This is a genomic window from Pseudomonas alkylphenolica (assembly GCF_004025535.1).
Classification (GTDB): domain Bacteria; phylum Pseudomonadota; class Gammaproteobacteria; order Pseudomonadales; family Pseudomonadaceae; genus Aquipseudomonas; species Aquipseudomonas alkylphenolica_A.
Genome location: NZ_QJRG01000047.1, coordinates 1,029,729 through 1,056,151 on the forward strand (window position 1 = coordinate 1,029,729; position 26,423 = coordinate 1,056,151).

At 62.9% G+C, this 26,423-nt stretch carries 23 protein-coding genes; 8 read left to right on the forward strand and 15 right to left on the reverse strand.

Features of this window, described 5'->3' with window-relative positions; genetic code table 11:
* Nucleotide 1: 1 nt before the first annotated feature.
* From DM813_RS20155 to DM813_RS20175, 5 genes are all read right to left on the reverse strand, one after another.
* Nucleotides 2-2,770 carry a malto-oligosyltrehalose synthase gene (locus DM813_RS20155; RefSeq protein WP_128325124.1) on the reverse strand — a complete coding sequence of 923 codons (2,769 nt, stop codon included), beginning with the start codon at nt 2,768-2,770 and terminating at the stop codon, nt 2-4.
* Nucleotides 2,767-4,836: a 4-alpha-glucanotransferase gene (malQ, locus tag DM813_RS20160; RefSeq protein WP_128325125.1), complete on the reverse strand. Its 2,070-nt coding sequence runs from the start codon at nt 4,834-4,836 to the stop codon at nt 2,767-2,769. The genes DM813_RS20155 and malQ overlap by 4 nt, the downstream gene beginning before the upstream one ends.
* A complete protein-coding gene (gene treZ / locus DM813_RS20165; RefSeq protein WP_241653207.1) occupies nt 4,829-6,607 on the reverse strand; it encodes a malto-oligosyltrehalose trehalohydrolase in 1,779 nt (592 codons plus the stop codon). The genes malQ and treZ overlap by 8 nt, the downstream gene beginning before the upstream one ends.
* A gap of 15 nt (nt 6,608-6,622) precedes the next feature.
* The gene (glgA, locus tag DM813_RS20170) at nt 6,623-8,182 is read right to left on the reverse strand and encodes a glycogen synthase GlgA (RefSeq protein WP_128325126.1); all 1,560 of its coding nucleotides are present in this window, start codon (nt 8,180-8,182) and stop codon (nt 6,623-6,625) included.
* Between the two features lie 386 nt (nt 8,183-8,568).
* Nucleotides 8,569-9,021, reverse strand: a complete 453-nt coding sequence (locus tag DM813_RS20175; protein ID WP_128325127.1) for an Lrp/AsnC family transcriptional regulator — start codon at nt 9,019-9,021, stop codon at nt 8,569-8,571.
* Nucleotides 9,022-9,132: 111 nt separating this feature from the next.
* On the opposite strand from DM813_RS20175, the gene DM813_RS20180 reads away from it, so the two are divergent.
* Complete coding sequence (locus DM813_RS20180) at nt 9,133-9,747, forward strand: LysE family translocator (RefSeq protein ID WP_128325128.1); 615 nt, start codon at nt 9,133-9,135, stop codon at nt 9,745-9,747.
* Nucleotides 9,748-9,842: 95 nt separating this feature from the next.
* Here DM813_RS20180 and DM813_RS28495 read toward each other — a convergent pair whose 3' ends face one another.
* Complete coding sequence (locus DM813_RS28495; protein WP_164897270.1) at nt 9,843-10,010, reverse strand: DUF6026 family protein; 168 nt, start codon at nt 10,008-10,010, stop codon at nt 9,843-9,845.
* Between the two features lie 197 nt (nt 10,011-10,207).
* On the opposite strand from DM813_RS28495, the gene gnd reads away from it, so the two are divergent.
* Nucleotides 10,208-11,191, forward strand: a complete 984-nt coding sequence (gnd, locus tag DM813_RS20185) for a phosphogluconate dehydrogenase (NAD(+)-dependent, decarboxylating) (RefSeq protein ID WP_128325129.1) — start codon at nt 10,208-10,210, stop codon at nt 11,189-11,191.
* Nucleotides 11,188-12,687, forward strand: a complete 1,500-nt coding sequence (gene zwf, locus DM813_RS20190) for a glucose-6-phosphate dehydrogenase (protein ID WP_128325130.1) — start codon at nt 11,188-11,190, stop codon at nt 12,685-12,687. Before gnd ends, zwf begins: the two co-directional genes overlap by 4 nt.
* A 90-nt stretch (nt 12,688-12,777) precedes the next feature.
* Here the strand turns inward: zwf and nhaB are convergent, their stop codons facing one another.
* Nucleotides 12,778-14,280: a sodium/proton antiporter NhaB gene (gene nhaB / locus DM813_RS20195; protein WP_128325131.1), complete on the reverse strand. Its 1,503-nt coding sequence runs from the start codon at nt 14,278-14,280 to the stop codon at nt 12,778-12,780.
* 186 nt (nt 14,281-14,466) lie between these two features.
* Here nhaB and DM813_RS20200 point away from each other — a divergent pair, with 186 nt between their 5' ends.
* The gene (locus DM813_RS20200; protein WP_128325275.1) at nt 14,467-15,279 is read left to right on the forward strand and encodes a crotonase/enoyl-CoA hydratase family protein; all 813 of its coding nucleotides are present in this window, start codon (nt 14,467-14,469) and stop codon (nt 15,277-15,279) included.
* A 33-nt stretch (nt 15,280-15,312) separates the two neighbouring features.
* On the forward strand, nt 15,313-16,143 hold the full coding sequence (gene nudC, locus DM813_RS20205) for an NAD(+) diphosphatase (RefSeq protein ID WP_128325132.1): 831 nt from the start codon (nt 15,313-15,315) through the stop codon (nt 16,141-16,143).
* On the opposite strand, the gene DM813_RS20210 is transcribed toward nudC, so the two are convergent.
* Together DM813_RS20210 and DM813_RS20215 are read right to left on the reverse strand one after the other, a co-directional pair.
* The gene (locus DM813_RS20210; protein WP_128325133.1) at nt 16,111-16,890 is read right to left on the reverse strand and encodes a TSUP family transporter; all 780 of its coding nucleotides are present in this window, start codon (nt 16,888-16,890) and stop codon (nt 16,111-16,113) included. The two genes, nudC and DM813_RS20210, sit on opposite strands and share 33 nt — an antisense overlap.
* An 89-nt stretch (nt 16,891-16,979) precedes the next feature.
* Nucleotides 16,980-17,666, reverse strand: coding sequence for a TetR/AcrR family transcriptional regulator (locus tag DM813_RS20215; RefSeq protein WP_128325134.1), 687 nt, complete (start codon nt 17,664-17,666; stop codon nt 16,980-16,982).
* Between the two features lie 268 nt (nt 17,667-17,934).
* Here DM813_RS20215 and DM813_RS20220 point away from each other — a divergent pair, with 268 nt between their 5' ends.
* The 3 genes from DM813_RS20220 to DM813_RS20230 all read left to right on the forward strand — a co-directional run bounded on the left by DM813_RS20220 (nt 17,935) and on the right by DM813_RS20230 (nt 21,298).
* Entirely contained in the window at nt 17,935-18,546 is a 612-nt protein-coding gene (locus tag DM813_RS20220; protein ID WP_128325135.1) for an SCO family protein, read from the forward strand.
* On the forward strand, nt 18,546-19,028 hold the full coding sequence (locus tag DM813_RS20225; RefSeq protein WP_241653208.1) for a copper chaperone PCu(A)C: 483 nt from the start codon (nt 18,546-18,548) through the stop codon (nt 19,026-19,028). Before DM813_RS20220 ends, DM813_RS20225 begins: the two co-directional genes overlap by 1 nt.
* A gap of 155 nt (nt 19,029-19,183) precedes the next feature.
* Nucleotides 19,184-21,298, forward strand: a complete 2,115-nt coding sequence (locus DM813_RS20230) for a TonB-dependent receptor (protein WP_128325137.1) — start codon at nt 19,184-19,186, stop codon at nt 21,296-21,298.
* Here DM813_RS20230 and DM813_RS20235 read toward each other — a convergent pair.
* The 6 genes from DM813_RS20235 to DM813_RS20260 all read right to left on the reverse strand — a co-directional run bounded on the left by DM813_RS20235 (nt 21,295) and on the right by DM813_RS20260 (nt 26,272).
* A complete protein-coding gene (locus DM813_RS20235; protein WP_128325138.1) occupies nt 21,295-21,822 on the reverse strand; it encodes a cytochrome b/b6 domain-containing protein in 528 nt (175 codons plus the stop codon). The genes DM813_RS20230 and DM813_RS20235 overlap by 4 nt on opposite strands.
* A 1-nt stretch (nt 21,823) precedes the next feature.
* Entirely contained in the window at nt 21,824-22,090 is a 267-nt protein-coding gene (locus DM813_RS20240) for a PepSY domain-containing protein (RefSeq protein WP_128325139.1), read from the reverse strand.
* Between the two features lie 58 nt (nt 22,091-22,148).
* Nucleotides 22,149-23,384 carry a glycolate oxidase subunit GlcF gene (gene glcF / locus DM813_RS20245; RefSeq protein ID WP_128325140.1) on the reverse strand — a complete coding sequence of 412 codons (1,236 nt, stop codon included), beginning with the start codon at nt 23,382-23,384 and terminating at the stop codon, nt 22,149-22,151.
* 3 nt (nt 23,385-23,387) lie between these two features.
* Complete coding sequence (gene glcE / locus DM813_RS20250; RefSeq protein WP_128325141.1) at nt 23,388-24,449, reverse strand: glycolate oxidase subunit GlcE; 1,062 nt, start codon at nt 24,447-24,449, stop codon at nt 23,388-23,390.
* On the reverse strand, nt 24,449-25,948 hold the full coding sequence (gene glcD, locus DM813_RS20255; protein WP_128325142.1) for a glycolate oxidase subunit GlcD: 1,500 nt from the start codon (nt 25,946-25,948) through the stop codon (nt 24,449-24,451). The genes glcE and glcD overlap by 1 nt, the downstream gene beginning before the upstream one ends.
* 99 nt (nt 25,949-26,047) lie before the next feature.
* Entirely contained in the window at nt 26,048-26,272 is a 225-nt protein-coding gene (locus tag DM813_RS20260) for a hypothetical protein (RefSeq protein WP_128325143.1), read from the reverse strand.
* Between the last annotated feature and the right edge of the window lie 151 nt (nt 26,273-26,423).

Consider the following 26,423-nt stretch of genomic DNA (forward strand, 5'->3'; position numbering starts at 1 on the left):
TTTAGGCATGATCAATCAACAGGTTGACTGGGAACTCCTTGAGGACGGCGCTGAGCAACATCTCCTTTGAGGCTGTGACTACAGCGCTGGCAAAAAGTCCCGAGCAATTGGCAGGTGACAAGGCAAACGGCAATAGCAGCCGGGTATCGTCCCAGTTCTGTGCCGGGATCAGGGGAATCGGGGAATCTCCAAGCAAGCCACAGGCCAGGCGCGGCACAATCACGATCGCCCGTTCGGCGTCGCCCAGGCGGGCGAATGCCAACACCTTGTCGGCGTGTCTGCCCAGCACCTGCAACGATAGGTAGCGGCCCTCGCTGAACAAGGAGGGGTAGGCCTGGCGGCGCTCCAGCACCTGGTTGACCAGCGCCTGCTTGATTCGCCCGCTGCGCCAGTCCTGGAGCAATTGCGCCGTGTTGGTGCCGGTATCCAGGCCCTGGCGGCGCGCGGCGTAATCCACCTCGCGGCGATTGTCCGGGTCGACCAGGCTCAAGTCCCAGAACTCGGTGCCCTGGTACAGGTCAGGCACGCCGGGAACGCTCATGCGCAGCAGGCACTGGCTCAAACTGTTCAGCGCACCGGGGCAGGCGATGGCGCGTGCCGCCTGGGCCAGTGAATGACGCAGTTGCTGGCTTTGCGGGTCGGTCAGTATCCCGTGGGTATAGGCCAGGCAGGCGTGTTCGTAGGCGTCGTTCGGTGCACTCCAGCTGCTATGCAACTTGGCTTCACGCAAGGCTTTGCGCTGCCACTGCTGCAGGCGTTCGGCATAGTCCTGCAGCGCCAGCGGGTCACCCTCGTCGAATGCCATCGGCCAACTGCCCAGCAGGGTCTGGTACAGCAGCCACTCATCGGCGGGGGTCGGTGCCACACCCTCGGCCAGGCGACTGCGCAGCGGCGAAGCCAGTTCGCGCCAATGTTCGATCCGGCCAACCAGCCAGGCGCTGCGTTCACTCAATACTGCCAGCCTGGCGCGGCTGTCTTCGCCGCGCTTGTGGTCGTGGGTGGCGGTGCACAGCAGGTTGTGCGGGAACTGTTGCAAGCGCTGCTGGTTGGCGTGGTGAAAAGCCTCGGCCGGAGCACTGAACTGCTCGGCATCAAAGCCCACGTCATTGCGCGACAGCAGCAGGGCCGAGCGGTAGAACGCGGTGTCTTCGACGGCCTTGGCGGCTGTAGGCGCGGTCAACTGCTGGAAGCGGATACAGGCATGGCGCAGGTGCTTGCGCGCACGGCCAGGGGGTACGCTACGCCAGGGTTGGCCGCCGAGCCAACGCTGAAGGGCATCGAGTACCGGCCAGTCGCCTTCGCCCAACTGCTGACGGGCAGCCGATACGGCGTGCTGAAAGAACGGCTCGTCCTCGGCGCAACGTCCACCGGCGTGCAGGTAGGTGCGGTACACCGGGTAATGCTCGACCAGCGCCTGTAGTGCCCGACGGATAGCGCCCAGCGTCAGGTCACGGCTCATCAGGTCGTTGCGGGCCACCTGCAGGAGTGCCTGGGCGACCGATTCAAAATCCCCGGCCAGGCTGGTGTTGAGGACCTGTTGGCGCGCCAGGCGTACCTCGTCGGCAAACGCCGGGCGTTCGCTGAGGTCGCTCCAGGCTTCGGCCAGTACGGCCTCACCGGCGGGGTCATGCTGCAGCAGGCTGACCTGGTTCATGAACTCGTATCCCGTGGTGCCATCCACACCCCAATCGCGGTGCAATTGCTCGCTGGCGCCGAGAATTTTTTCAACGTAGATCGGCAGGTGTTCCAGTGCCGCATTCAGCGGGCGGCGGGCCAGCAGGGCGTCGACCCGGCGCCGCAGCTTGCGGCAGTAACCGCGCGGATCGGCCAGCCCGTCAATGTGGTCAATACGCAAGCCGTCGACCAGGCCATTGGCGATCAGCTCGAAGATCTTTTCATGGGTGGCTTCGAACACCGCATGGCGCTCTACCCGCAGCCCGCCGAGTTCATTGATATCGAAAAAGCGCCGCCAGTTGATGTCATCGGCGGCGGTTCGCCAACTGGCCAGGCGATAGGCCTGGCGTTCGAGCAGATCGTGCAGGCGGGTAAAGCCTGCCGGGGTACGGCCGTCAAAATCCGTCAGCATCTGATCGAACGGTATTTGTCTGGCCAGGGTGATCAACGCCTGTTGCGGTTGAGCGGCGAGTTCACTGGCTTGCCGGGTGTTCGGCAAGGCGCTGAAGCGCCCGGCCAGGGCTTGCACCGACGTGTGCTCACTGCGGCTCAGGATCAGCCCGTAGTCGCGTGGGCAGATCGGAAAGCGGTGTTCGTGTTGGCGGACAAAAAAGCTGCCGTCACGGTCCTGGAAGCACAGCTGCAAATCCCCCGCCTGCAATGACACTCCGTAGTCGCTGGCCAGAAAAGGCACCAGCAACTGGCCTTCGAGCAAGGGATCGGTGGAGTGCCACTGGATGTCGAAGAATTCGGCATAGCGGCTGTCCCGTCCCCAGGCCAGCAGGTCTTGCCACCAGGGGTTGTCGCTGCCGACGGCCATGTGATTGGAAACGATGTCGAGGATCAGCCCCATGTTGTGCAGGCGCAGCGCTGCAACCAGCCGTTCCAGTGCCGGCTCGCCGCCAAGTTCCGGGTTGATCCGGGTCGGGTCGATGACGTCGTAGCCATGCCGCGAACCCGGGCGGGCGCAAAGCAAGGGCGAGGCATACAGATGACTGATGCCCAGGCGGGCGAAATAAGGTACCAGCGGCAGGGCATCGTCCAGGGTGAAATCTGCATGGAACTGCAAGCGCAGGGTGGCGGTGAGGGCATTCACCGGTCGCGCTCCCACGCCTGTTCCCGGGCCTGGGCCAACAGCTCAAGGCGGCGCGCGGCATCGCTGTCGTCGAGCAGTGTGGTGGCGGGCAGGGCAAAACGGCGGCGCCAGTTGGGATGGCTGTCGATGGTGCCTGGCAGGTTGGGTTGTTCATCGACGCCCAGCAGGTCCTCAAGGGGAACCAGGACCAACGGCGCACGGGTATGGCCCAGGTAGCGTATGCACGCATCGATGGCGTGGTCACTGTCGGGCTGCGGGCCGTAGTTGCGCTCAAGCGCATGCAGCAGGCCCTGGCGCTCTTGCTGGCGGGTGTCACGCCAGTGCCGTTCGACCAGGGTGTCGATCAAGCCCAGGCGCTGGTTCCAGTCGATGTCGCGGGCTTGCAACCAGCCGGCCAGGGTTGGCGTGTCGTGGGTGCTGGGTGTGGCCAGGGCGTTGTCGGGCCAGTCGAGGATGGCTTTGAAGTGTCCCGTCGGGCTTTGTTCGAACTGCAGCACACGCATGCCCAGAATGGCCCGCCGGGCCAGTTGTTCGCGCAGGCCTTCAGGCACGGTGCCGAGGTCTTCGCCGAGGACAATCGCCTGGTGGCGAACCGACTCCAGGCACAGCAGGCGCAGTAGGTCATCCAGCGGGTAGCGCAGGTAGGCGCCCTCACTGGCGTGCCCGCCCAGCGGGATCAACCACAGACGCTGCAGGCCCATTACGTGGTCGATGCGCAGCCCGCCGGCATGGGCAAAGTTGGCCCGCAGCATCTCGATGAAGGCGCGGTAGCCGTTGCGTCGCAAACCTTCTGGCGAGAAGGCGCAGATGCCCCAATTCTGTCCCGTGCGGTTGAGGACATCGGGCGGGGCACCTACATTGAGCCCGGCCAGCAGCTCATCCTGGCGACTCCACGCCTGGCTGCCGGCACCGTCGGCGCCCACCGCCAGATCGGCGATCAAGCCGACCGCCATGCCATGGCTGCGGGCGGCGTCCTGAGCACGCTGCAGGCTGCGCTCGATCAGCCATTGGCAGAAGGCATGGAACTGGATCTGTGTGCTGTGCTGGGCGGCAAATTCCGCCACTTGCGGGCTGTGCGGGTCGTGCCAGGCGCTGGGCCATTGCCGCCAGTCCTGGCTCAAGCCGCGTGCCTGAGCCGCTTCCTGCAGGGCTTCAAAGCGGCAGTGTTGCTCCAGTGCTTCACCGGCTTGCTGGCGGTAGCTGTCAAAGTCGACGCGTAACGGATGGTCGCCATCGATGAAGTCATCGAACAGGCACTGCAGTAGTTGATAGCGTGCACTTGCGGCTGCTGGCCAGTCGATCAGGGGCAGTTGTTCGAGCTGTGCCAGCTTGTCTTCCAGGCCCAGAGTGTCAATGGCCATGCGTACGATGCGCTCGCCGAGCAACGTCGAAGGGCTGGCATACAGGCTGTTGAGGAACAAGCGACTGGACGGCGAATACGGGCTGTAGCGCTGTGGGTCGCTGGCAAACATGGCGTGCACAGGGCTGATGGCCAGGGCATCGGCGCCGCGCTCGGCGGCACTGCGTGCCAGGTGCTCAAGGGCCTGGCAGTCGCCGTAGCCACCGCCGTTGTCACGTCGCAGGCTGTAGAGCTGGGCGCTGATGCCCCAGCAACGCGGGGTGGTTGTGTTCAGGGCGTCGCTCAGGCTGAAGCAGCGCGCCGGGGCTACCGCCAGGGTGAATTGCCGCCCGCCTATGTCCAGTTGGTGGTAGCCCAGTGGCAGGCCCGGGGTGAGTGCCGCGTGGGCATCCAGTTGCAGCTGTTGCGTGCTGCCGTCTTCGAGTTGCACCCGACAGGGGCTCTGCGCGGCAAAATAGCCCGACAGGTCCAGTGGCTGGTCCACCTCGACGGTCATCAGCGGCGGCAGGTGGCGGGCATCATGAGCGGTCTTCAGTACTTGCAGGCTGGCGGCGATCTGCGCCGGGTCATCGGCGCCCAGGCCAAGCCCGGCCAGCACGCGGCGCAAGGCCTGGTCAGTCACCCGGCGCGGCTGGCCGTTGGCATCGATCCAGTCCACGGCGATGCCTGCCAGGTCCGCCAGTTGCTGCAGCTTTGGGTCAGTCATGGGCAGGCTCCGTTGCGTGAGGGGGGAGTAGACTGACCAGGGTGCAGTAAGGCGGTAGCCGATCCTGGCCTAAGGGTTCATCTGCGCAATAGTGTAGGTGGCTTGCCGTGTCAGGCAGGCTACAGCGCACCGGTTCTGCACCGAGGTTCAGATCGATGCGCAGCACGCCGCCGTCGGCCAGACGCCAGCGGGCGGTCAGGGCTTTTTCGGCCAGCACTTCAGCGCCCAAGGCACGACAGCCAGGTAGTCGCGCAATGATGTGCTGGTGACGTAGCGCCAGCAGCTGCTGGTACAGCGCTTGCCACGGCGCAGCGCCCCCGTCGGGCACCTGTGGGCGCGAGGCAGTGAACGTGGCCGGTGCGTTCGGGTCTGGAATCGCCGCGCGATGCACGGGGTCTGCAAACGCACTGAAACAGGCAAACTCGGCCCGGCGCCCCTCGCGCACGGCCTCGGCCAACACCGGGTGATGGTCGGTAAAAAACAGGAAGGGCTGCTCGCTGCCCCATTCCTCGCCCATGAACAGCAATGGAATCATCGGTGACAACAGCAACAGGGTGACGGCTGCGCGCAGCGCCTGGGGTGGGCACAGCTGCGTCAGGCGCTCGCCTTGGGCACGGTTGCCGACCTGATCGTGGTTCTGCAGGAACAACACGAACGCGCTCGGCGGCAAGTGTGCGCTGGGTTCGCCGCGCGGTGTTCCGTTGCAGTCGGGTTCGCCCTGAAAGACGAAGCCTTCGCCCAGGCACCTGGCCAGTTTGTGGATGGACGCCTCGCGGTAGTTGGCGTAATAGGCTTCATGCTCGTCAGTCAGCAACACATGCAAGGCATTGTGGCCATCGTCGTTCCATTGAGCGTCGAACGCACTTTCCAGCAGGTTCGCCTGATTGTGCTCGTTCTCAAGCACCAGCCACACCTGCCGCCCCGGAGCCACAGTGCGGCGAACCCGCTGGCTGAATACGCGCAGAAACTCCGGGTCGTCGATGGCATGCACCGCATCCAGGCGCAAGCCGTCGAAGCGATAGTCGTGCAGCCACATCAGGGCATTCTCGATAAAGAACTCACGCACCTGGCGGCGGCGAAAGTCGATGGCGGCGCCCCACGGGGTTTGCCGGTCCTGGCGAAAGAAGTCGTCGGCGTACTGGCCCAGGTAATTGCCGTCGGGACCGAAGTGGTTGTAGACCACGTCCAGCAGCACCATCAGGCCATGGCCATGGGCGGCATCGATCAACTGGCACAGCTGTTCGGGGGTGCCATAGCTGTGGTGAGGGGCAAACGGCAGCACGCCGTCATAGCCCCAGTTGCGTTCGCCGGGAAACTGCCCGAGGGGCATCAGTTCGAGTGCTGTCACGCCCTGTGCCGCCAGGCGTGGCAAGTGCTCGATGAGTTTCAGGTAGCCGCCCAGCACGCCGACGTGTACCTCGTAGATCACCGCCTCATGCCAGGGTCGGCCCTGCCAGTGCTTGTGCTGCCAGGAATAAGCGGCCGGGTCGACAACCTGGCTGGGCCCGTGCACGCCCTGGGGCTGAAAACGCGATGCCGGGTCGGGCACCTGCACTTCGCCGTCGATGCAATAGTGGTAGTCACTGCCCGCCACAGCAGGCCAGCGCGCGCGAAACCAGCCGTCGGCACCGCGCTGCAGAGGCAGGCGCCGGTCGGGCGCCAGGCACACTTCGACGCTGCGGGCAGCGGGTGCCCACAGCGCGAAACGCACAGTGTTGCTGTCCAGCATCACGGCCCCGTGGGTCGCGAACTGATCTGACCTCAAGGGCATACCCGCACCTCGCGTTTAGCGGGCCGCTACCCGTGCCCGCTCGACCAGCTCTTCATACAGGCGCGCATAGGGTTCCACCGCCTGGCACCAGTTGAATGGCTGGGTCATGGCCAGGCAGCGCATGGCGCCCAGCAGGTCCTTTTTGCCGTACACATAGAAGGCCCTGCTCAAGGCCTCGCGATAACTGTCGACAGTGGACTCGTCGAACAGGAACCCGGTGACGCCATTTTCAATGGTGTCGGCCAGCCCGCCGGTATTGCGTGCCACCGGCAATGAACCGAAGCGTTGCGCGTACATCTGGCTCAGGCCGCACGGCTCGTACCGCGACGGCATCAGCAGGAAGTCACTGCCGGCGAACATGCGCCGGGCGTCGGTTTCGTTGAAACCGATACGCACACCGATCCGGCCGGGGTGGCGCTGGGCCAATTCGCGCATGGCCTGTTCTTCTTCCGGTTCACCACGGCCAATGATCGCAATCTGTCCGCCCTGGCTGACGATGTAGTCGGCCACGCCCAGGGTCAGGTCCAGGCCCTTCTGGTAGACCAGTCGCGAGACCACGGCGAACAGCGGGCCGGTCGACGGCTCGAGTTCGAACAGTTCACGGACCTGGCGGCTGTTGGCAGCCTTGCCGTCCCAGTCGTTGAGGCTGAAAGGGTGTGCCAGGTGAGGGTCGCTGGCCGAGTCCCAGCTTTCGTCGATGCCGTTGGGAATGCCACTGAGCAGGCCCTGCTGGGCCTTGCTGCCAAGAAAACCATCCAGCCCGCAGCCAAACGCCGGGGTGGTGATTTCGCGGGCATAGGTGGCGCTGACCGTGGTGATGTGGCTGGCGTAGGCCAGCCCCGCCTTGAGGAACGACAGTTTGCCGTAGAACTCCATGCCTTCCTGTTGCAGGGCGTGGTGGGGAATGGCGAGTTCCGGGCAGCAGGCGCGGCTGACCACCCCTTGGTAGGCCAGGTTGTGGATGGTGAACAGCGTGGGTGTCTGCAGGCCGCGCCAGTGCATGTAGGCCGGAGCCAGCCCGGCAGGCCAGTCATGGGCGTGGACCAGGTCGGGCTTCCAGTGAACCATGCCTTCACCGGCAGCGATCTCGGCGGCAGCCAGGCCCAGGCGAGCAAAGCGGATGTGATTGTCCGGCCAGTCGCGGCCGTTGTTGGCACCATAGGGTGTGCCTTCACGCTGATACAGTTCCGGGCAGATCAATACATAGATGACCAGGCCGTCGGCCAGATCCATGCGCCCGATCTTGCACGGTGGCAGGGCCGCATGCCCGCCCAGTTCACCCACCAGGTGAATGGGGTTGTCGCTCTCCAGCACCTGTGGGTAGCCAGGGATCAGTACCCGTACATCATGCAGGTGGCGCATCGCCCGAGGCAGGGCGGCGGAGACGTCGCCCAGGCCGCCGGTCTTGACCAGGTCGGCAATTTCAGAAGTCACGAACAGCACTTTGCGCTTGTTCGGGTTGTGCCGGGAGTCTGCGCCAGGTGCCATGGCTGTCGTATTGAAGTCCGTGGCCAACGGCGCACGGTTGTCCGGGTTGAAATGCTCTACGTTCGGTTCGACAGCGGCACTGATCATACTTCTTCCGTCCCTATGTGGCGGGTGTGGGCACCCGTTGTTGTGTATGCAGAAGTTGTCTCTCTGTGTGTGGTAGTGCGTTGCGTCCTTGCCCCTTATCCGTGCGTGCAAGCGCTATGCCACGCGGCATGGCTGCCGAGGGCGTGGTAACTGACCGGGGTGAGTGGCCGCGTCTGGATGACCAGAAACGATGACCGTCTTAACGTGTGGACCGATTGCTATGTCAGGGAGTTCGACTTTTTTTTTGTCGAGTTTTCCAGACAATCTCGTGGCCGCTACTGAGTGTAGGAGAGAAAAGTGAAGATTTGTGACCCGCTGGTCATTTTACTTTCGTTGTTATGCGTTCCGTGCAATCGCTCGCTTGCACGGAGCCTGTCAGCCGGGGGCTACATCGGCAGTAGTCGATCCTGAATCACTTCTTTCATCACCAGGGTAGAGCTCAGCCGTTGCACATTCGGCAGGCTGGTGAGCTGCTCGTCGTATAGCTTCTGGAATGCCGGCAAGTCGCGCGCCACCACATGCAGCAGGTAGTCCGGGTCGCCGAACAGGCGCTGGGCCTCGACGATCTGTGCCACCGCACCCAGTGCTGCTTCGAAATCCGCCACCGGCTGGCGGGTGACCTCGCGCAGCGTGACGAATACCAGCGCCGCGAAGTTCAGCCCCAGCGCAGCAGGTGCCAAGCGAGCGTGGTAGCCGAGGATGGCGCCGGATTCCTCCAGCGCCTTGAGACGCCGATGGCAGGGCGACAGGCTCAAACCCACGCGATCGGCCAGTTCGGTCACGGACAGGCGCCCGTCTTTTTGCAGTTCGGCAAGAATCTTTCGGTCTGTTCTGTCCATTGAGAAGGATCTTCCAGTGTTTGGCTTGTAAGAGGGAATATACGAAAGAAAATCCCCGGGCGGAATCCGTACGCTGTGTTCATCTCAAAACAGTGTGGAAGGAAGACTGAAGTGGCAATCAGCATGCTGACGGCGTTCTGGGCCGTGTCGTTGTTATTCGTGATCACCCCGGGTGCGGACTGGGCCTATGCCATTTCCGCGGGCCTGCGCGGGCGCTGGGTAATGCCCGCCGTGGCGGGCATGCTCTCGGGGCATTTCCTCGCAACGCTGGTGGTAGCCGCCGGGGTTGGCAGCCTGATAGCGGGGCACCCGCTTGCCCTGACGCTGCTCACCCTCGCCGGGTGCACGTACCTGATGTGGCTGGGCGGCAATCTGTTGCTCAGCCCGGCAGTGCCAGGCGCCGAACGCGCCGGCGTGGAGGAGAGCGGCAAGCGTTGGGCGTTCAAAGGCTTTTGCGTGAGCGGGCTCAACCCCAAGGTGTTCCTGTTGTTCCTGGCCTTGCTGCCGCAGTTCACCGATCCGCAATCGGCATGGCCGCTGCCACTGCAGATCATGGTGCTGGGCTTGGTGCACCTGTGCAGTTCATTGGTGGTGTACCTGGCGGTCGGCTATGGCGCCAAAGCGGTGCTCAGCACGCGACCGGGCGTCGCCAAGGCGGTGGGACGAGCGTCCGGAGTGGTAATGATTGGGGTAGCGCTGGGACTGATTGTCGGGCAGTTGCGCTGAAGCCTGGGGGCACGGCGCAATCAGTCCCTGTTTTGGTCCGCTACATGGCGCTGCGCACTACGATGGTGCAAGGCGCCATGGGCCCGCGCAGGTGCTCAGGCGTGGGAGGCGGGATTGCCGGCCTGGGCTTGCTGCAATTGCAGGCTCAGTTTTGCCACTTGCTGCATGAGTTGCTCGCGTTCTTCGCGCAAACGCCGCAGTTCATCACGGTGAACGGACACGTAGAGGGTCTGGGGCGGCATTTTCGGTAGAAGGGTTCCCATTGCACACCTCGCAAATGGCGGGTCGTTGTTACAAGCGTAGCCGCTCGATCGGACGCGATTCTGAATTCTTTTTCAGCGCTTGGGAACTTTTTTGTTTGTTGCTGTCTGGCCGCCTGTCGATGAACCAAGCACGCCGGCTCTGGACTAACCTTGAAGGCCTGAACGGTCAGTTTTCATCTTTAGGGGAGCATCGGCACATGCAACTGGGAATCGTCGGGCTGGGCCGCATGGGCGGTAATATCGCAAGGCGCTTGATGCGTAACGGCCATCGCATGGTGGTGCATGACCGTGATCGCCAGGCGGTGGCAACCCTGGTAGCTGAAGGCGCCAATGGCGCGCACGACCTGGGCGCGTTGGTGGGCAAGCTGGAAAAGCCGCGCGCGGTCTGGGTGATGTTGCCCGCCGGCGAACCCACCGAACAGACCATCGCGCAACTGGCCGACCTGCTGGACGCCGACGATGTCATCATCGATGGCGGCAATACCTTCTACAAGGACGATATCCGTCGCGCGACTGAACTCGCCGGGCGCCAGCTGCATTATGTCGATGTCGGCACCTCGGGCGGCGTCTGGGGCCTGGAGCGCGGCTACTGCATGATGATCGGCGGCGAAAAAACGGTAGTTGAGCGTCTTGATCCGCTGTTCGCCGCCCTGGCACCCGGTGTCGGCAGCATTCCTCGCACGCGGGGCCGCCAGGGCCCGGCCGGGCGCGCCGAACAGGGCTACATTCATGCAGGCCCGGCAGGCGCCGGGCATTACGTGAAGATGATCCACAACGGCATCGAATACGGCTTGATGCAGGCCTATGCCGAAGGCTTCGACATCCTCAAGAGCAAAGGCAGCGAGGCCTTGCCGGCGGAGCAACGCTTTGACCTCGACCTGGCCGAGATCGCCGAGGTGTGGCGCCGTGGCAGTGTGGTGACCTCCTGGCTGCTGGACCTGACGGCCGATGCGCTGGTGGCCGATCCGCACCTGGGCGGCTACAGCGGTTCGGTCGCCGACAGTGGCGAAGGGCGCTGGACCATCGATGCCGCCGTCGAACAGGCAGTGCCGGTGCCGGTGTTGTCGAGTGCGCTGTTTGCCCGTTTCCGTTCGCGCCAGCAACAGGGCACGTACGCCGACCGGATGCTCTCGGCCATGCGTTTCGGCTTTGGTGGCCACGTCGAGAAGAAAGCCGAATGAGTAAACCTGCGATCGAAACCACACCCCCGTGCACCCTGTTCCTGTTTGGCGGCAGTGGCGACCTGGTCAAGCGCCTGTTGATGCCGGCCCTGTATAACCTCAGCCGCGATGGCCTGCTGGACAAGGGCTTGCGCATCGTCGGGGTGGACCACAACCCGCTCAGCGATGCCGACTTTGCCGGGCGCCTGGAAGCCTTCATGCGTGAACGCGACAAGGCCAGCCAGGGCGCCAACTGCCTGGATGACAAGCTGTGGGGGCGACTGGCAAAGCGCGTCGGCTACCTGACCGGTGACTTTCTCAGCGAGGCGACCTATCAGGCCATTGCCCGGCGCATCGAAAAGAACCCCAGTGAAAACGCGGTGTTCTACCTGGCCACCTCACCCGGTTTTTTCGGCGAAGTGGTACAGCGACTGGGCGCTGCTGGCCTGCTCGATGAATCCAGAGGCTTTCGCCGGGTGGTGGTGGAAAAGCCGTTTGGCTCCGACCTGGCCAGCGCTGAAGCGCTCAATGCCTGCCTGCTAAAGGTCATGAGCGAAAAGCAGATCTACCGCATCGATCACTACCTGGGTAAAGAGACGGTGCAGAACATTCTGGTCAGCCGCTTTTCCAACGGCCTGTTCGAAGCGTTCTGGAACAACCACTACATCGATCACGTGCAGATCACCGCGGCCGAGACCGTCGGCGTCGAAACCCGTGGTGCGTTCTATGACCACACCGGCGCCTTGCGTGACATGGTCCCCAACCACCTGTTCCAGTTGTTGGCGATGGTCGCCATGGAGCCGCCGGCGGCATTCGGTGCCGATGCCGTGCGCAGTGAAAAAGCCAAGGTGATCGGTGCCATCCGGCCCTGGTCAAAGACCATGGCCCTTAAGAACTCGGTGCGTGGGCAGTACGTGGCGGGCAAGCAGGGGCGCAAACAGCTGCCGGGCTACCGGGATGAGCCGCGGGTCGACCCGCACAGCCAGACGGAAACCTTCGTGGCCTTGAAGGTCATGATCGATAACTGGCGCTGGGTCGGGGTGCCGTTTTACTTGCGCACCGGCAAGCGCATGAGTGTGCGTGACACCGAAATCGCCATCTGCTTCAAGCCGGCACCTTCAGCGCAGTTTCGTGACACTGAAGTCGACAAGATCAAACCCAACTACCTGAGGATCCAGATCCAGCCCAATGAAGGCATGTGGTTCGACTTGCAGGCCAAACGCCCGGGGCCGGCGCTGGTGATGGAGAACATCGAACTGGGGTTTGCCTACAAGGACTTCTTCACGATGCTGCCGTACACCGGCTACGAGACCCTGATCTATGACTGCCTGACCGGCGACCAGACGTTGTTTCAGCGCGCCGACAACATCGAGAACGGCTGGCGTGCGGTGCAGCCGTTTCTCGATGCCTGGAAGGAAGGTGGCGAGGTGCACACTTATGCAGCAGGAGAGGATGGCCCGGAGGCCGCCACCGAATTGATGAGTCGCGACCGGCGGGTGTGGCACTCGATCGGTTGAACTGCATAAAGCTTCGCGGGTGAACCCGCTCCCACAGGGAATCGCGCAGTTCCTGTGGGAGCGGGTTCACCCGCGATCAGCCAACGACGCTTAAAGCCAGTAGGTCACCGCCCACCAACCCAGCCCACCCATCACCACGGTGTACGGCAGCGCCATCCACACCATCCGCCCGTACGACAGGCGCACCAGCGGTGCAATTGCCGAGGTCAGCAGAAACAGGAAGGCCGCCTGACCATTGGGCGTGGCGACGCTGGGCAGGTTGGTGCCGGTGTTGATCGCCACCGCCAGCGTTTCGAAATGCTCACGGCTCATGTGGCCGTCGAGGAACGCCTGTTTGACTTCGGTGATGTAGATCGTGGCAACGAAGACATTGTCGCTGATCGCCGAGAGCAGGCCGTTGGCGATGAACAGCATGCCCGGTTGTTGCTCGGCCGGCAGGGCCAGTACCCACTGGATCAGCGGCGTGAACAATTGCTGGTCGTGAATCACCGCGACAATCGCAAAGAACACCACCAGCAGCGCCGTAAACGGCATCGCATCCTGGAAGGCACGGCCCAGGCGGTGCTCGTCGGTGATGCCGGTAAAGGCGGTGATCAGCACGATCACCAGCAGGCCGATCAGACCGACTTCGGCAATGTGCAGGCCCAGGCCGATGATCAGGATCAGTGCCGCCAGGCCTTGCACCAGCAAGGCAGCACGTTGATACACGGTACGCTGGGCGTCGTCTTCGGCGGCATAGGCGGCCAGCACCTGGCGTACGTTGTCTGGCAGCAGGGTGCCGTAGCCGAACAGGCGCAGCTTCTCCAGCAGCACACAGGTCACCAGGCCGGCAGCCAGCACCGGCAGCGATACCGGCGCGACCTTGGAGAAGAAATCGCCGAAGTGCCAGCCCATCTCATGGCCGATCAACAGGTTCTGCGGCTCTCCCACCAGTGTGCACACGCCACCCAGCGCAGTACCCACCGCGCCATGCATCAGCAGGCTGCGCAGGAAGGCGCGGAACTGTTGCAGGTCGTCGCGTTGCAGTTGGGCGATGTCATGGTCGCTGTCCAGGTTCGACTCTTCCCGCGGGTTGGCACCCGAGGCAACCCGGTGGTAGACCGAGTAGAAGCCGACAGCGGCGCTGATGATCACCGCCGTCACGGTCAGGGCATCGAGAAACGCCGAGAGGAAGGCCGAGAGAAAGCAGAACAGCAGCGACAGAACGGCCTTGGAGCGAACCCCCAGCAGAATCCGCGAGAACACGAACAGCAGCAGGTCCTTCATGAAGTAGATGCCGGCGACCATGAACATCAGCAGCAGGATCACCGGGAAGTTGTGCTGCAATTCGTCATACAGCGCCTGTGGCGTGGTCATGCCCAGCACCAGGGCCTCGACGACCAGCAGGCCACCGGGCATCAGCGGGTAGCACTTGAGCGCCATGCCCAGGGTGAAAATGAACTGGACCACCAGCACCCAGCCGGTGACGACCGGCCCGAGGGTGAACAGCAACACCGGGTTGAGCACCAGGAACAGGCACAGGGTGGCCTTGTACCAAAGGGGTGACTGCCCGAGGAAGTTGTGGGCCAGAGCGCCGGCCAGGGAGCGGGACATGAATATGTATCCTTATAATTCAACAGGCGCGCAAAGTGCCGGATGTCGCCTTCGAGATCAAGGTAAAAGTCCGGGTTTTGGCACAAGCGCAGTCTTGGCCTTGGCCGGTGCCTTGATATAGTCCGCTGATTCCCGCCCCACCCAAGGAAACCACCCGTGAGCGACTTTCAGGCACTCGACATCGAACTGACCGAATTTCAAGCGTTCAAGGTCGAATTGAAGCACAACATTGCCCACGTCCAGATCAATCGCCCGGAAAAGGTCAACGCGATGAACGCGCCGTTCTGGAGCGAGATCGTCGACATCTTCAAGTGGATTGACGACACGGACGCGGTGCGTGCAGTGGTCATCAGTGGTGCCGGCAAGCATTTTTCGTCCGGCATCGACCTGATGCTGCTGGCCTCGGTGGCCAACGAGCTGGGCAAGGACGTGGGGCGCAATGCGCGCCTGTTGCGCCGTACCATCCTGCGCATGCAAGCGTCCTTCAATGCCGTCGACAATTGCCGCAAGCCGGTGCTCGCGGCGATCCAGGGCTACTGCATCGGTGGTGCCATTGACCTGGTCTCGGCGTGCGACATGCGCTATTGCAGCAGCGATGCCCAGTTCTCGATCAAGGAAATCGACATGGGCATGGCGGCCGATGTAGGTACCTTGCAGCGTCTGCCGCGGATCATCGGCGATGGCATCATGCGCGAACTGGCCTACACCGGGCGCAATGTAGCGGCCGACGAAGCGCTGCGCATCGGCCTGGTCAACCGGGTATACGACAGCCATGAGGCATTGCTCGAGGGAGTCTTTGCCATTGCCACCGAAATTGCGGGAAAATCCCCCATTGCTGTGGCCGGCACCAAGGAAATGCTCAGCTATATGCGCGATCACCGTATCGACGATGGCCTGGAGTACATTGCCACCTGGAACGCCGCCATGTTGCAATCCAACGATCTGCGGGTGGCCGTGGCTGCCCACATGAGCAAACAGAAACCCGAGTTCGCCGACTGATTGCAGCGGCGGGCCCGCGCAAGGAACCGGAACATGGCGTCGCGTTGGACCACCGCAGTACTGGACACGAACCTCGCTGGCGGCTGGGCAGTCGCCCGTTGCAGCGAGGGTTTCCTGGTTGATGACAACGGCGCGCTGTTCCCGCGTGACTGGCTCAAGCGTCAGGACCTCGACGTGCTGTGCGAGCACGGCATCGGCCATTACGATGGCCAGCCGGTGTTCCTGCTGGAACTCAAGGCGCCGCAAGCGGTAGCTGGCTGCCAGTGGCGCGGCCTGCGCCAGTTCATGCTTGACGGTGACTTCGACACCTACAAGATCCTTGGCTACGCCGCCCAGATCGGCACCTGGGCCCGCGAGCACCGCTTTTGCGGCAACTGTGGCCAGCCCATGCAGCAGATTCACTGGGAGCGGGCGATGTATTGCGCGCCGTGCGACCTGCGCAGCTACCCGCGCATCTCACCGAGCATGATTGTGCTGATCACCCGCGGTGACGAGATTCTGCTGGCACGTTCGCCGCGCTTTGTCACCGGTGTCTATAGCACCCTGGCAGGCTTTGCCGAGCCCGGCGAGTCGGCCGAGGATTGCCTGGTGCGCGAGGTGCGTGAAGAGGTGGCCATCGAGGTGCAGAACATCCAGTACGTCGGCAGCCAGTGCTGGCCATTCCCGCACTCGATGATGCTGGGCTTTCATGCCGAGTACGCGGGGGGTGAAATCGTCATGCAGCCTGACGAGATCGAAGATGCCCAGTGGTTCCGGGTCGATGCGCTGCCGCCGTTGCCGGCGGGGCGCTCGATTGCCCGGTACCTGATCGACCTGTATGTGGCGCGGCGCTTAGGCCTGGCCGAACCAGTGCTGCCACGCTAGGCGCACGGTCAACGCCAGCACCACGGTGATGAACACCGGGCGAATGAACTTGCTGCCACCGCTGATGGCGGTGCGCGCACCGAAGAAGGCGCCGACCATCAGTGCCGAGCCCATCGACAGGCCCACCAGCCAGTCGACCTGGCCGGAGAAGATAAACACCGACAGCGCTGCAGCGTTACTGACGAAGTTCATGCTGCGCGCCACGCCGCTGGCCTTGACCAGGTCGATGGGGTAGAGCAGCAGGGTGCTGACGGTCCAGAATGCGCCGGTGCCCGGGCCCGCCACGCCATCGTAGAAACCCAGGGTCAGGCCCTGAGGCAGTTGCCATTTCTTTTTGACCGGCACATCGGCGTCCAGCGGCGCCTTGGGCGTACCGCCAAACAGCAAGTAGACCCCGCATAGAAAGACGATCACCGGCAGCATCTTGTTCAGCCATTCTGCTGGCAGGTAATGCGCAACCACAGCACCGATCAGGGCGCCGACAAAGGTGCCGAACAGGGCGTGGCGCCATTGTGCCGGGTGGAACAGCTTGCGCCGGTAATAGGTGAAACCGGCCGTGGCCGAGCCAAAGGTCGAGCTGAGTTTGTTGGTGCCCAGCACCAGGTGCGGCGGCATGCCGGCAGTCAGCAGGGCGGGGGTGGTCAGCAACCCGCCGCCACCAGCGATGGCATCGATGAATCCGGCAACAAAAGCGACGGCGGCGAGAATGGCGAGGGTGGTCAGATCTACGCTGAGTTCGAAAGGCATGGCATGAGCTTAATCGCGTGGGCGCAGAAGGGGCTGCGCCCTAAGGTCGCTATGGTAAAGGAGTTGCAGGCCTTCTGTCAGGACCCGGTTCAGCCCGCTAACACCCCGTGCAGCACCAGCCGGGTGATGTGCGCCACCGCCTCATTCAGTTCTTCTTCTCTACGTGTGCGCTTGTGGTTATCGGTGCGCAGCTGTGCGCCTGCGTTGGCATACGCCTGGGTGGTCGCCCATAGGCTGATCAGCAGGTGCCGGGCGTCGACGGCGACCAACTGCCCGCGCGCTATCCACCGTTCAAGGCACGCCACCCCCCGTTTGATCGCGTCTTGCAGGCGTTGGGCGTGGACGGCGGGCAGGCGACGGGCGCCATGCATCATTTCGGTGACAAATACCCTGGCGGCCCAGGGTTGCTTGCGGATGATCTCGAGCTTGGCGCGAATCAGCTGTTCCACCGCCTGCAGGGGCGGGCTTTCAGGGTTGAGCAGGGCAAACGCGTCCAGGTAGCGCTGGGCGACGCTGTCGAGTACCTGCTGATAAAGGTTGTCCTTGGAGTGGAAGTAATAATTGACGTTGGCCTTGGGCAGGCCACTGAGTTCGGCAATTTCACTCAGGGTGGCGGCGGCAAAACCCTTGCTGGCAAAGGATTTCGCGGCAACGCGCAGAATCAGCGCGCGGTTGCGGCGACCGGGCTCATTGGGCTTCTTTTCTGTCGGCGTGTCGCATTCGTAGGGTGAATCATCTGCCGTGCACGCAGGGACCTGATACAGCATGTGTTCCATTCGCGGTTTCGCTCAACCTGAAGACCTTTGCGCAATATACAAAAATATATAGCGGTAGAGGTAAGCTTTCCGAAGACCACAGGTCCCCTGGGCGCGAACAAGGGTTCTTGTCACATTCTGCGACAACGGGCCGCACCCCGAAAATAAAGGGCTACAGCGGTATGGGACGATAGGCGCTGGAACCTTGGCAGAGCGCCATGACAAAATGTCGCGCTTTTTCGACAGGCCTCGCATCCGAGGCACAACACCTTCCCAAAAGGATGGTTACATGACTGATTTACTGACCCGGCGCCAGATCATGGCCGGGATCAGCCTGCTGGGCCTTGGTGCCCTGGTAGGTTGCGACCCACGCTCCGGTGGCAAGCTCGACTTCAAATACGGTAAAGACATGAGCAACCAGATCCTCGGTCGCTCGTTCAAACTCAAAGACACCGAGGGCAACCCGCGCACCCTGTCGAGCTTCTGGGGCACGATGCCGATGGTGTTCTTCGGCTTCACGCAGTGCCCGGCAGTGTGCCCGACCACCCTGGCGCGCGCGGCACAAATCAAGAAATTGATGGGCCGCGATGGCGGCTTCCTGAAGGTGGTATTCATCAGCCTGGACCCGGAGCGCGATACCCCCGAAGTGCTCGATGCCTACGTCAAGGCATTCGACCCGTCGTTCGTGGCGTTGTCCGGCACCCTTGAAGAAACGGCCGCCGCCGCCCGCGAATTTGGCGTGTTTTACGAGAAGGTGCCCGCTGGCGATTCCTATACCATCTCGCACACCTCGACCAGTTACGTCTTCGATTCCCGTGGCCAGTTGCGCCTGGGACTGTCCCATTCACTGACCGCCAAAGAGTGCACGGAAGATCTGCTCACGGTCATGGAGGTATGTTGATGCGTCATTTTGCCCAACCGTTCAAACGCACGCTGGCCGCGCTGGCCTTGCTTGGCCTGGCGCTGCCGGCCATGGCCGACACCACCGTCAGTGATGCCTGGGTGCGCGCTACCGTGCCGCACCAGCAGTCCACCGGTGCGTTCATGACCCTGACCGCCAGCACCGACAGCACCCTGGTCGGCGTCAAGTCGGATGTCGCCGAGATCGTCCAGGTACACCAGATGACCATGGACAACGACGTCATGGGCATGAAGCAGGTTCAGCGCGTTGCACTGCCAGCCGGCAAGGCGGTCACCCTGGACCCGAATGGCTATCACGTGATGCTGATGAAGCTCAAACAGCAGGTCAAGGAAGGCGAGGTGGTACCGCTGACCCTGGAGATCGAAGACGCCAGGGGCCAGAAGCAGACCGTTGAAGTCAAAGCACCGGTAAAAGCACTCACCACTGAAATGCCGATGCACGATCACCAGCACATGCATTGATCGCGTGACTGCTGTACCCAAGCCAGGCTGCCGTCAATACCGGCAGCCTGGCTTTTTTGTGCGCGAAACAAAATAACTCCGATTAGTATTTATTTCGCATTTACAAATCGTTACCATTTGCGTTCTTTACAATCTTTACACATTACAAGGAACACATGGTGGCATTCTTGCGTATTCACCCGGCTTCCCTTTCCGTGTTTACCGCGTTGGTAGCGCCCGCGCTGCAGGCCGAAACCCTGGCCATTCCGGCCACTTCGGTCAACAGCAGCTACGAAGAACAAAGCTACAACCCCCGCGAAAGCAAGAGTGCGCTGAAAATCGACGCGCCGTTGCGTGATATTCCGCAGACGGTCAACGTCGTGCCGCAAAGTGTGATCAAAGACCAGGGCGCACAGTCCATGGAGGATGTGCTCAAGAACGTGCCCGGCATCGGCCTGTCTTCGGGCGACGGCCAGCGCGACCAGGTCACCATTCGCGGGTTCAGTGCCATTGGCGATATGTATGTCGATGGCCTGCGCGACGATGCGCTGTACTACCGTGACCTGTCCAACGTCGAGCGGGTAGAGGTCATCAAGGGCCCGGCGGCGGTGCTGTACGGGCGTGGATCCTCGGGTGGCCTGATCAACAGCATCAGCAAGAAGCCTACCTTCAGCCCGGTGCAGGAAGCAGGCGTGACCTTCGACAGTGAAGGCAAGCGCCGCACCCAGTTCGACGCCGGTTGGGCCGACGAGCAGCAGGGCGACAAGGCGTTTCGCATTACCGGTGCGCTGGAAGACAGCGACACCTTCCGCGACGACGGCTACATCGACCGCAAAGCCATCGCGCCGACAGCCTATTTCAAGCTGTCCGACGACCTCGACCTGACGGTCGGGGCTACCTACCTGTACGACAAGCGCCTGATTGACTTCGGCATCCCGGCCCTGGGCGATCGCCCGGTGGATGTCGACCGCGACAAGCGCTTTGGCGCCGGCGATCCCGACGATGACTACACGCGCAGCGAGGTGTTCTCGTTCACGGCAGGTGTTGATTACCGCCTCAATGACGACTTCACCCTGAGCAACACCAGCCGCTATTACCACTACGACCTGGACCGCAACAACACCCTGGCCGACACCAGCCCGACGCGCTTTGTCACGTCGCCCAGCGGCGAACTGCTGGTCAAGCTCAACCGTGGCAACGTGCAGCGTACCGAAGACGGCTGGTTCAACCAGACCGAGCTCAAGCATCAGGCGCTGCTGGCCGGGATGAACCACAACCTGCTGTACGGCGTCGAGCTTGGGCGCCAGGTCAAGGACCAGTCGGTATTCAGCCAGAACAACGTTGCCCAGGTACCGGTATTTCGCGACGGGCTGGTCGACGTGCCGTTCCAGGCCAATCGCCAGACCGCCAAAGGCACCACCACCCAGGACACCGCCGGGTTCTACGTACAGGACCTGATCGAACTGGCGCCGCAGTGGAAAGCGTTGGTCGGCGTACGTTACGACGTGTTCGACCAGGAATATGACGATGACCTGAGCGGTGCCAATCTGTCGCGTACCGACACCACCTGGAGCCCGCGTGTCGGTCTGGTGTTCCAACCTGACCAGATCCAGTCTTACTACATCTCGGTGAGCCGTTCTTATCAGCCGTCTTCGGAAGTGTTTGCCTTGAGCACGGGCAACCAGGGCCTGGAGCCGGAAGAAACCACCAACTATGAAGTGGGTGCCAAGTGGGACCTGCTCGACAGCCGTCTGGCGGTGACCGCAGCGCTGTTCCGACTGGAACGCACCAACATGAAAACCGCCGATCCGGCCAACCCGGCCAACCTGGTGTTGTCGGGCGAGCAACGTACCGATGGTTTCGAAGCCACGGTCAGCGGCCAGCTGACTGACAAGTGGCAGGTGTACGGTGGCTTTGCGTTCCTGGACGCGGAAATCACCAAGTCCAACAGCAAGACCAACGGCGTACCCAACGAAGGTCAGACCCCGACCCTGACCCCGCGCACCAGTGCCAACCTGTGGCTGGTGCGTTCGCTGACAGAAACCTGGCGCGTGGGCATGGGCGCCAACTACGTCGATGAACGTTACACCGCGCTGGACAACGTGGTGGTGATGCCGTCGTACACCACTGTCGATGCGGCGTTGCTCTACAACCAGCCGAAATGGGACATGGCCCTGCGCCTGCGCAACGTCTTCGACCGTGACTACTATGCTTCGGCCCACGGTTCGGTTGACCTGATCATGCCGGGTGCCCCGCGTACCCTGGAGCTGAGCACCAACTACCGCTTCTAACGCCGGCGACGCCTGCCGGTGATCATTGACAGCGGCAGGTTTTCCTTAAGGCGCAGGCTTTCCAGCAGCGCCGCGGCGATATGCACACAAACCAGCGCCAGCAAGGTGTTGGCCATGTATTCATGGATATCCCGCGGCAGCTGTTCGCCCCAGAAGTAGTCCACTTCTTCCATCAGAAAGCCGCTCAGGCCCAGCCCGAACATCAATGCCAGCATCAACACCATCACCAGCGCGCCAATCGGCGAATGACCCAGGCGGTGGTAATCCTCGCCGCTGGCCAGGGCACGCACGTGCCATTTCAGTCGGGTGAACGTCGGCCAGAAATCCTTCCAGCGCGCCGCCGGGGTGCCGACAAACCCCCACACCAGGCGGATCAGCACGATGGCCACCGCGTAATAACCAAGCCAGCGGTGCGGGCCGTCACCTTCCTCGGTGAAAAAGTAGTCGCCGACAAACGCAACGACCAGCGACCAGTGACAGAGCCGGATCAGGGGGTCCCAGAGGCGCAGGGTGTTGTTGCTCACCTCAGTCCTCGATCTCTGACTTCACCACCTTGCCATCGACCGGGTTGAAGTAGATCTCGACTTTTTTCTTGTCCTTGTCCCAGCCGTAGATTTCGTAGCAGTTGCCGTCGGTGACCTTGAACTTCTTGATGTCGTAGCCCTGGGCCTTGAGGTTTTCCTGAAACTTGGCGTGATCCTGCCACTGGCCTTTGTCGGCCGTGGTGCATTCGGTTTTGGCCAGCGCCAGTGGGCTGGCGACAAGCAGTGCAACAAGCAGAAGGTTACGCATGACGAGTCCTCGTGATTGGGAATACACGTGGCAGCACAGCCATGAAGCCAGATTGAGCTTATGCCAGAGACGGCGACTTCGCGAGTGCGGCATCCACCAGCTCGATCCAGTGCCGAACCGGGGTGCGCCCGGCGCTGTCGAGGTGCGCCTGACAGCCGATGTTGGCGGTGACGATCAGGTCTGGATGGCCGTCTTCCAGGGCGTCCAGGCGATTGTCGCGCAGTTGCCGGGCGAGTGCCGGCTGGGTCAGCGAGTAGGTGCCCGCGGAGCCGCAGCACAGGTGGCTGTCGGCGACATGGCTAAGGTTGAAACCCAGGCGTTTGAGCACAGTTTCCAGCGCGCCGCCCAGGCGCAGGGCGTGCTGCAAGGTGCAGGGGCAGTGGACGGCCAGCAGTTGGTCGGCGTGACAGGCCAGCCGCTCAAGGGGTTCGGCGCTGACCAATTGCACCAGGTCCTTGCTCAATTCGCTGACGCGCCGGGCCTTGGCGGCGTAGTGCGGGTCGTGCTGCAGCAGTTTGCCGTAGTCCGCCACAAACGCGCCGCAACCACTGGCAGTGTGCACGATGGCTTCCGCTCCGGCTTCAATTGCCGGCCACCAGGCGTCGATCAACTGCCGGGCGCGTTCGATGCCGGCTGCTTGCGCGTCCAGGTGGTAGTCGATGGCACCGCAGCAACCGGCGGCGCGGGTGGAGATGGCGCTGATGCCGAGGCGGTCCAGTACCCTTGCCGCCGCTGCATTGGTGTTCGGCGACAACCCCGGCTGCACGCATCCCTCAAGCATCAGCACTTGCCGTGTGTGGCGTAGCGGAGGGCGAGAGGTGTCGACCGGCGAGTGTCTGGGCAGCTTGGCCTTTACTGCGGCAGGAAGCAGGGCTTCAACGCTGCGCCCTGCATAGACCAAGTGTTTGAAGGTCTCGGGGTGCGCAGCCAGTTGTCGCAAGCTGCTGCGCACCAAGCGTTGCAGGGCAGGGCGGGGCACGGCCTGATCCACCACCGCGCGGCCGATGTCCAGCAGGTTGTGATAATCGACACCCGACGGGCAGGTGGTTTCACAGTTGCGGCACGACAGGCAGCGGTCCAGGTGCAGCTGGGTCTTGGCGCTGGCCGGGTGGCCTTCCAGCACTTGTTTGATCAGGTAGATACGCCCGCGCGGTCCATCGAGTTCATCACCGAGCAACTGATAGGTCGGGCAGGTGGCATTGCAGAACCCGCAGTGCACGCAGGTGCGCAGGATGTGCTCGGCTTCTTCTGCGCGGGCGAGTCGCTTGGCGTTGTCACTGAGGGTGGTTTGCATGGTTCAGACCTCCGCGTACATCCGTCCGGGGTTGAAGATGCCTTGCGGATCGAGCCGCTGCTTGAGCTGCCGGTGGTAGTGCATCAACGCAGCGGGCAGGGGCTGGAAGGGACTGTCGGTGAGACCGGGGCTGTAGCAGGTGGCGTGTCCCCCCTGTGCGCTGGCCACCTTGCGCAGGTGCTCGGGGTCGGCATCGGACTTCAACCAGCGCTGCGCCCCGGCCCAGTCGAGCAATTGATCACCCGCCAGCTCCAGGTATGCAGTGTTGTTGGGCAGGGAAAGGCGCCACAGCGGGCGCGGGTCCTGGAAGAAGTCCAGGCGCTGGTGGTTCAGTGCCTGCCACCACGACGGCGCGAACGGCTCACCGCCGAGGCGCTCGCAGGCCGCGCGAACCGAGCCATCACCGCCTTCCAGGCGCACGCGCAGTACCTGCCCGTCATGACAGGCGGCACTGATCGGCAGCGGTTGCTGGCCCCATTGCCCGAGCTTGAGCAGGGCGCTGTGCGCATCCAGTTCCAGAGCGATATGCGCCTGGCAGCGGGGGATGGGCAAGACCTTGAGCGACACCTCGCTGATCAGGCCCAGGCAGCCAAAACTGCCGGCCATCAGACGTGACAGGTCATAGCCTGCGACATTCTTCATGACCTCGCCGCCGAAGCGCAGGTGCAGTCCCAGGCCGGTGATGACCCGGGTGCCCAGTACCGCATCACGTACCGCCCCGGCCCAGGGACGGCGTGGGCCAGACAAGCCGGCAGCGAGCATGCCGCCGAGGGTGGCGCCGTCGTCAGTGTAGGGCGGTTCGCAGGCGAGCATTTGCCCGTTGTCCTGCAACACCCGCGTCAGGTCGGCAAGGCGCGTTCCGGCGCGCGCGGTAATCACCAGCTCGGTGGGGTCGTAGTTGACGATGCCGCAGTGGCTGCGTGTGTCGATCACCGTTCCGCGCAGCGACCGGCCCAGCCAGGCCTTGCTGGCGCCGCCGCGAATCTGCAGCGGTGTATTTATGGCGCGGGCTTGATTGACCTGTTCCAGCAGCGCGGTGCTTTCATCCTGTTCGGCCACGGCCATCAAAAGCGCTCCAGTTCCGGAAAAGGCAATTGCCCGGCATGCACATGCAGGGCACCAAACTCGGCGCAGCGGTGCAAGGTGGGGATGTTCTTGCCGGGATTGAGCAGGCCTTTGGGGTCAAAGGCGGCTTTGACCGCATGGAACAGGGTCAGCTCGTCGCTGTTGAACTGCGCGCACATCTGGTTGATTTTCTCCCGTCCCACGCCGTGCTCGCCGGTGATGCTGCCGCCGACCTTCACACACAGCTCAAGGATTTCGCCGCCAAAGGCTTCGGCACGCTCAAGCTCGCCAGGCTGGTTGGCGTCGAAGAGAATCAACGGGTGCATATTGCCGTCGCCGGCATGAAACACGTTGGCAACACGCAGGTTGTACTTGCCGGACAGTTCGGCGATGGCGTGCAGTACACGGGACAGCTCCCGGCGCGGGATGGTGCCGTCCATGCAGTAGTAATCGGCCGAAATGCGTCCGACTGCGGGAAAGGCGTTCTTGCGCCCGGCCCAGAACCGGACTCTTTCATCTTCATCACGGGCCTGACGCACTTCGCTTGCACCGGCTTGCTCCAGCAAGTCCCGCACCCGCTGGCAGTCGTCGTGCACATCGGCTTCAACGCCATCGAGCTCGCAGAGCAAAATGGCCTGGGCCTCGACCGGGTAACCCGCATGAATAAAATCTTCAGCGGCGCGAATGGCCAGGTTGTCCATCATTTCCAGCCCACCAGGAATGATCCCAGCACCGATGATCCGGGCCACCGCAGAGCCGGCTTTTTCCACCGCATCAAAGCTGGCCAGCAACACCTTGGCGACCTGGGGACGGGGCAGCAGCTTGACCGTGACTTCGGTGATCACCCCGAGCATGCCCTCGGAGCCGTTGAACAGTGCGAGCACGTCGAAACCCGGTGCGTCGAGGCTGTCGGCACCGAGGGTCAGGCACTCGCCTTCGACCGTGAGTACCTCCAGTTTCAGTACGTTATGCACGGTCAGGCCGTACTTGAGGCAGTGCACACCGCCGGCGTTCTCGGCGACGTTGCCGCCAATCGAGCAGGCAATTTGCGATGAGGGATCGGGCGCGTAGTACAGGTTATAGGGCGCTGCGGCCTGGGAGATCGCCAGGTTGCGCACACCGGGCTGAACGCGGGCGGTGCGCGCGCTCGGGTCGATCTCAAGGATCTTGTTGAAGCGTGCCATCACCAGCAACACGCCCTGGGCCAGCGGCAAGGCGCCACCGGACAGGCCGGTGCCAGCGCCGCGTGCCACCACGGGTACGCCCCGTTGGTGACACACCGCCAGAATCGCCCGGACCTGTTCGACACGCTGTGGCAACACCACCAGCATCGGCGTGGTGCGGTAGGCCGACAGACCGTCGCACTCATAGGGCTTGAGGTCTTCGTCGTCGGCGAGGATTTCCAGATCGGGCAGCTCCGTACGCAGTGCGAGTAGCAGCGCCTGCTTGTCGACGCGTGGCAACGCACCGTCGAGACGTTCGTCATGGAGGATGTTCATGATTGCCCCCGATCCTTCGGTACGGCTGAGACCCGCACGTGTGGCGGGTACGGTCGACGCCGGATGTTCAGTGAGGGCACGCCGGCCTGCTGGCGCAGATCAACGGAAGCGCGGCAGGGGGCGCTCGACCTTCAGCGAGGTCAGGGTTTTCTTGACCAGTGCTTCATCGGCTTCCACTGCTTTGAGGCGATCGCGGATCTTGCCGGCAACCGGCATGTCGCCCTGGCGATCGATCCAGTTGGCAATTTCCTTGCAGGCAGTGGTCAGCTCGCTTTGCCGGTGGTCGATGAGCGTCAGCAGCCGGGTGATTTCTTTGTCGGACATGGGGTAATCCTCCATTCAGCGAATTCAGTGTAGCAGCGCCCGTTGAATCTGCAGGCACGCTGCGGTTGTGACCCACCGGTCGCTGACGTACTATCCTTGCCAGCAAGCGATACTCCGCAGACTAATAATCCATTCCTCAGCGCACACGCTT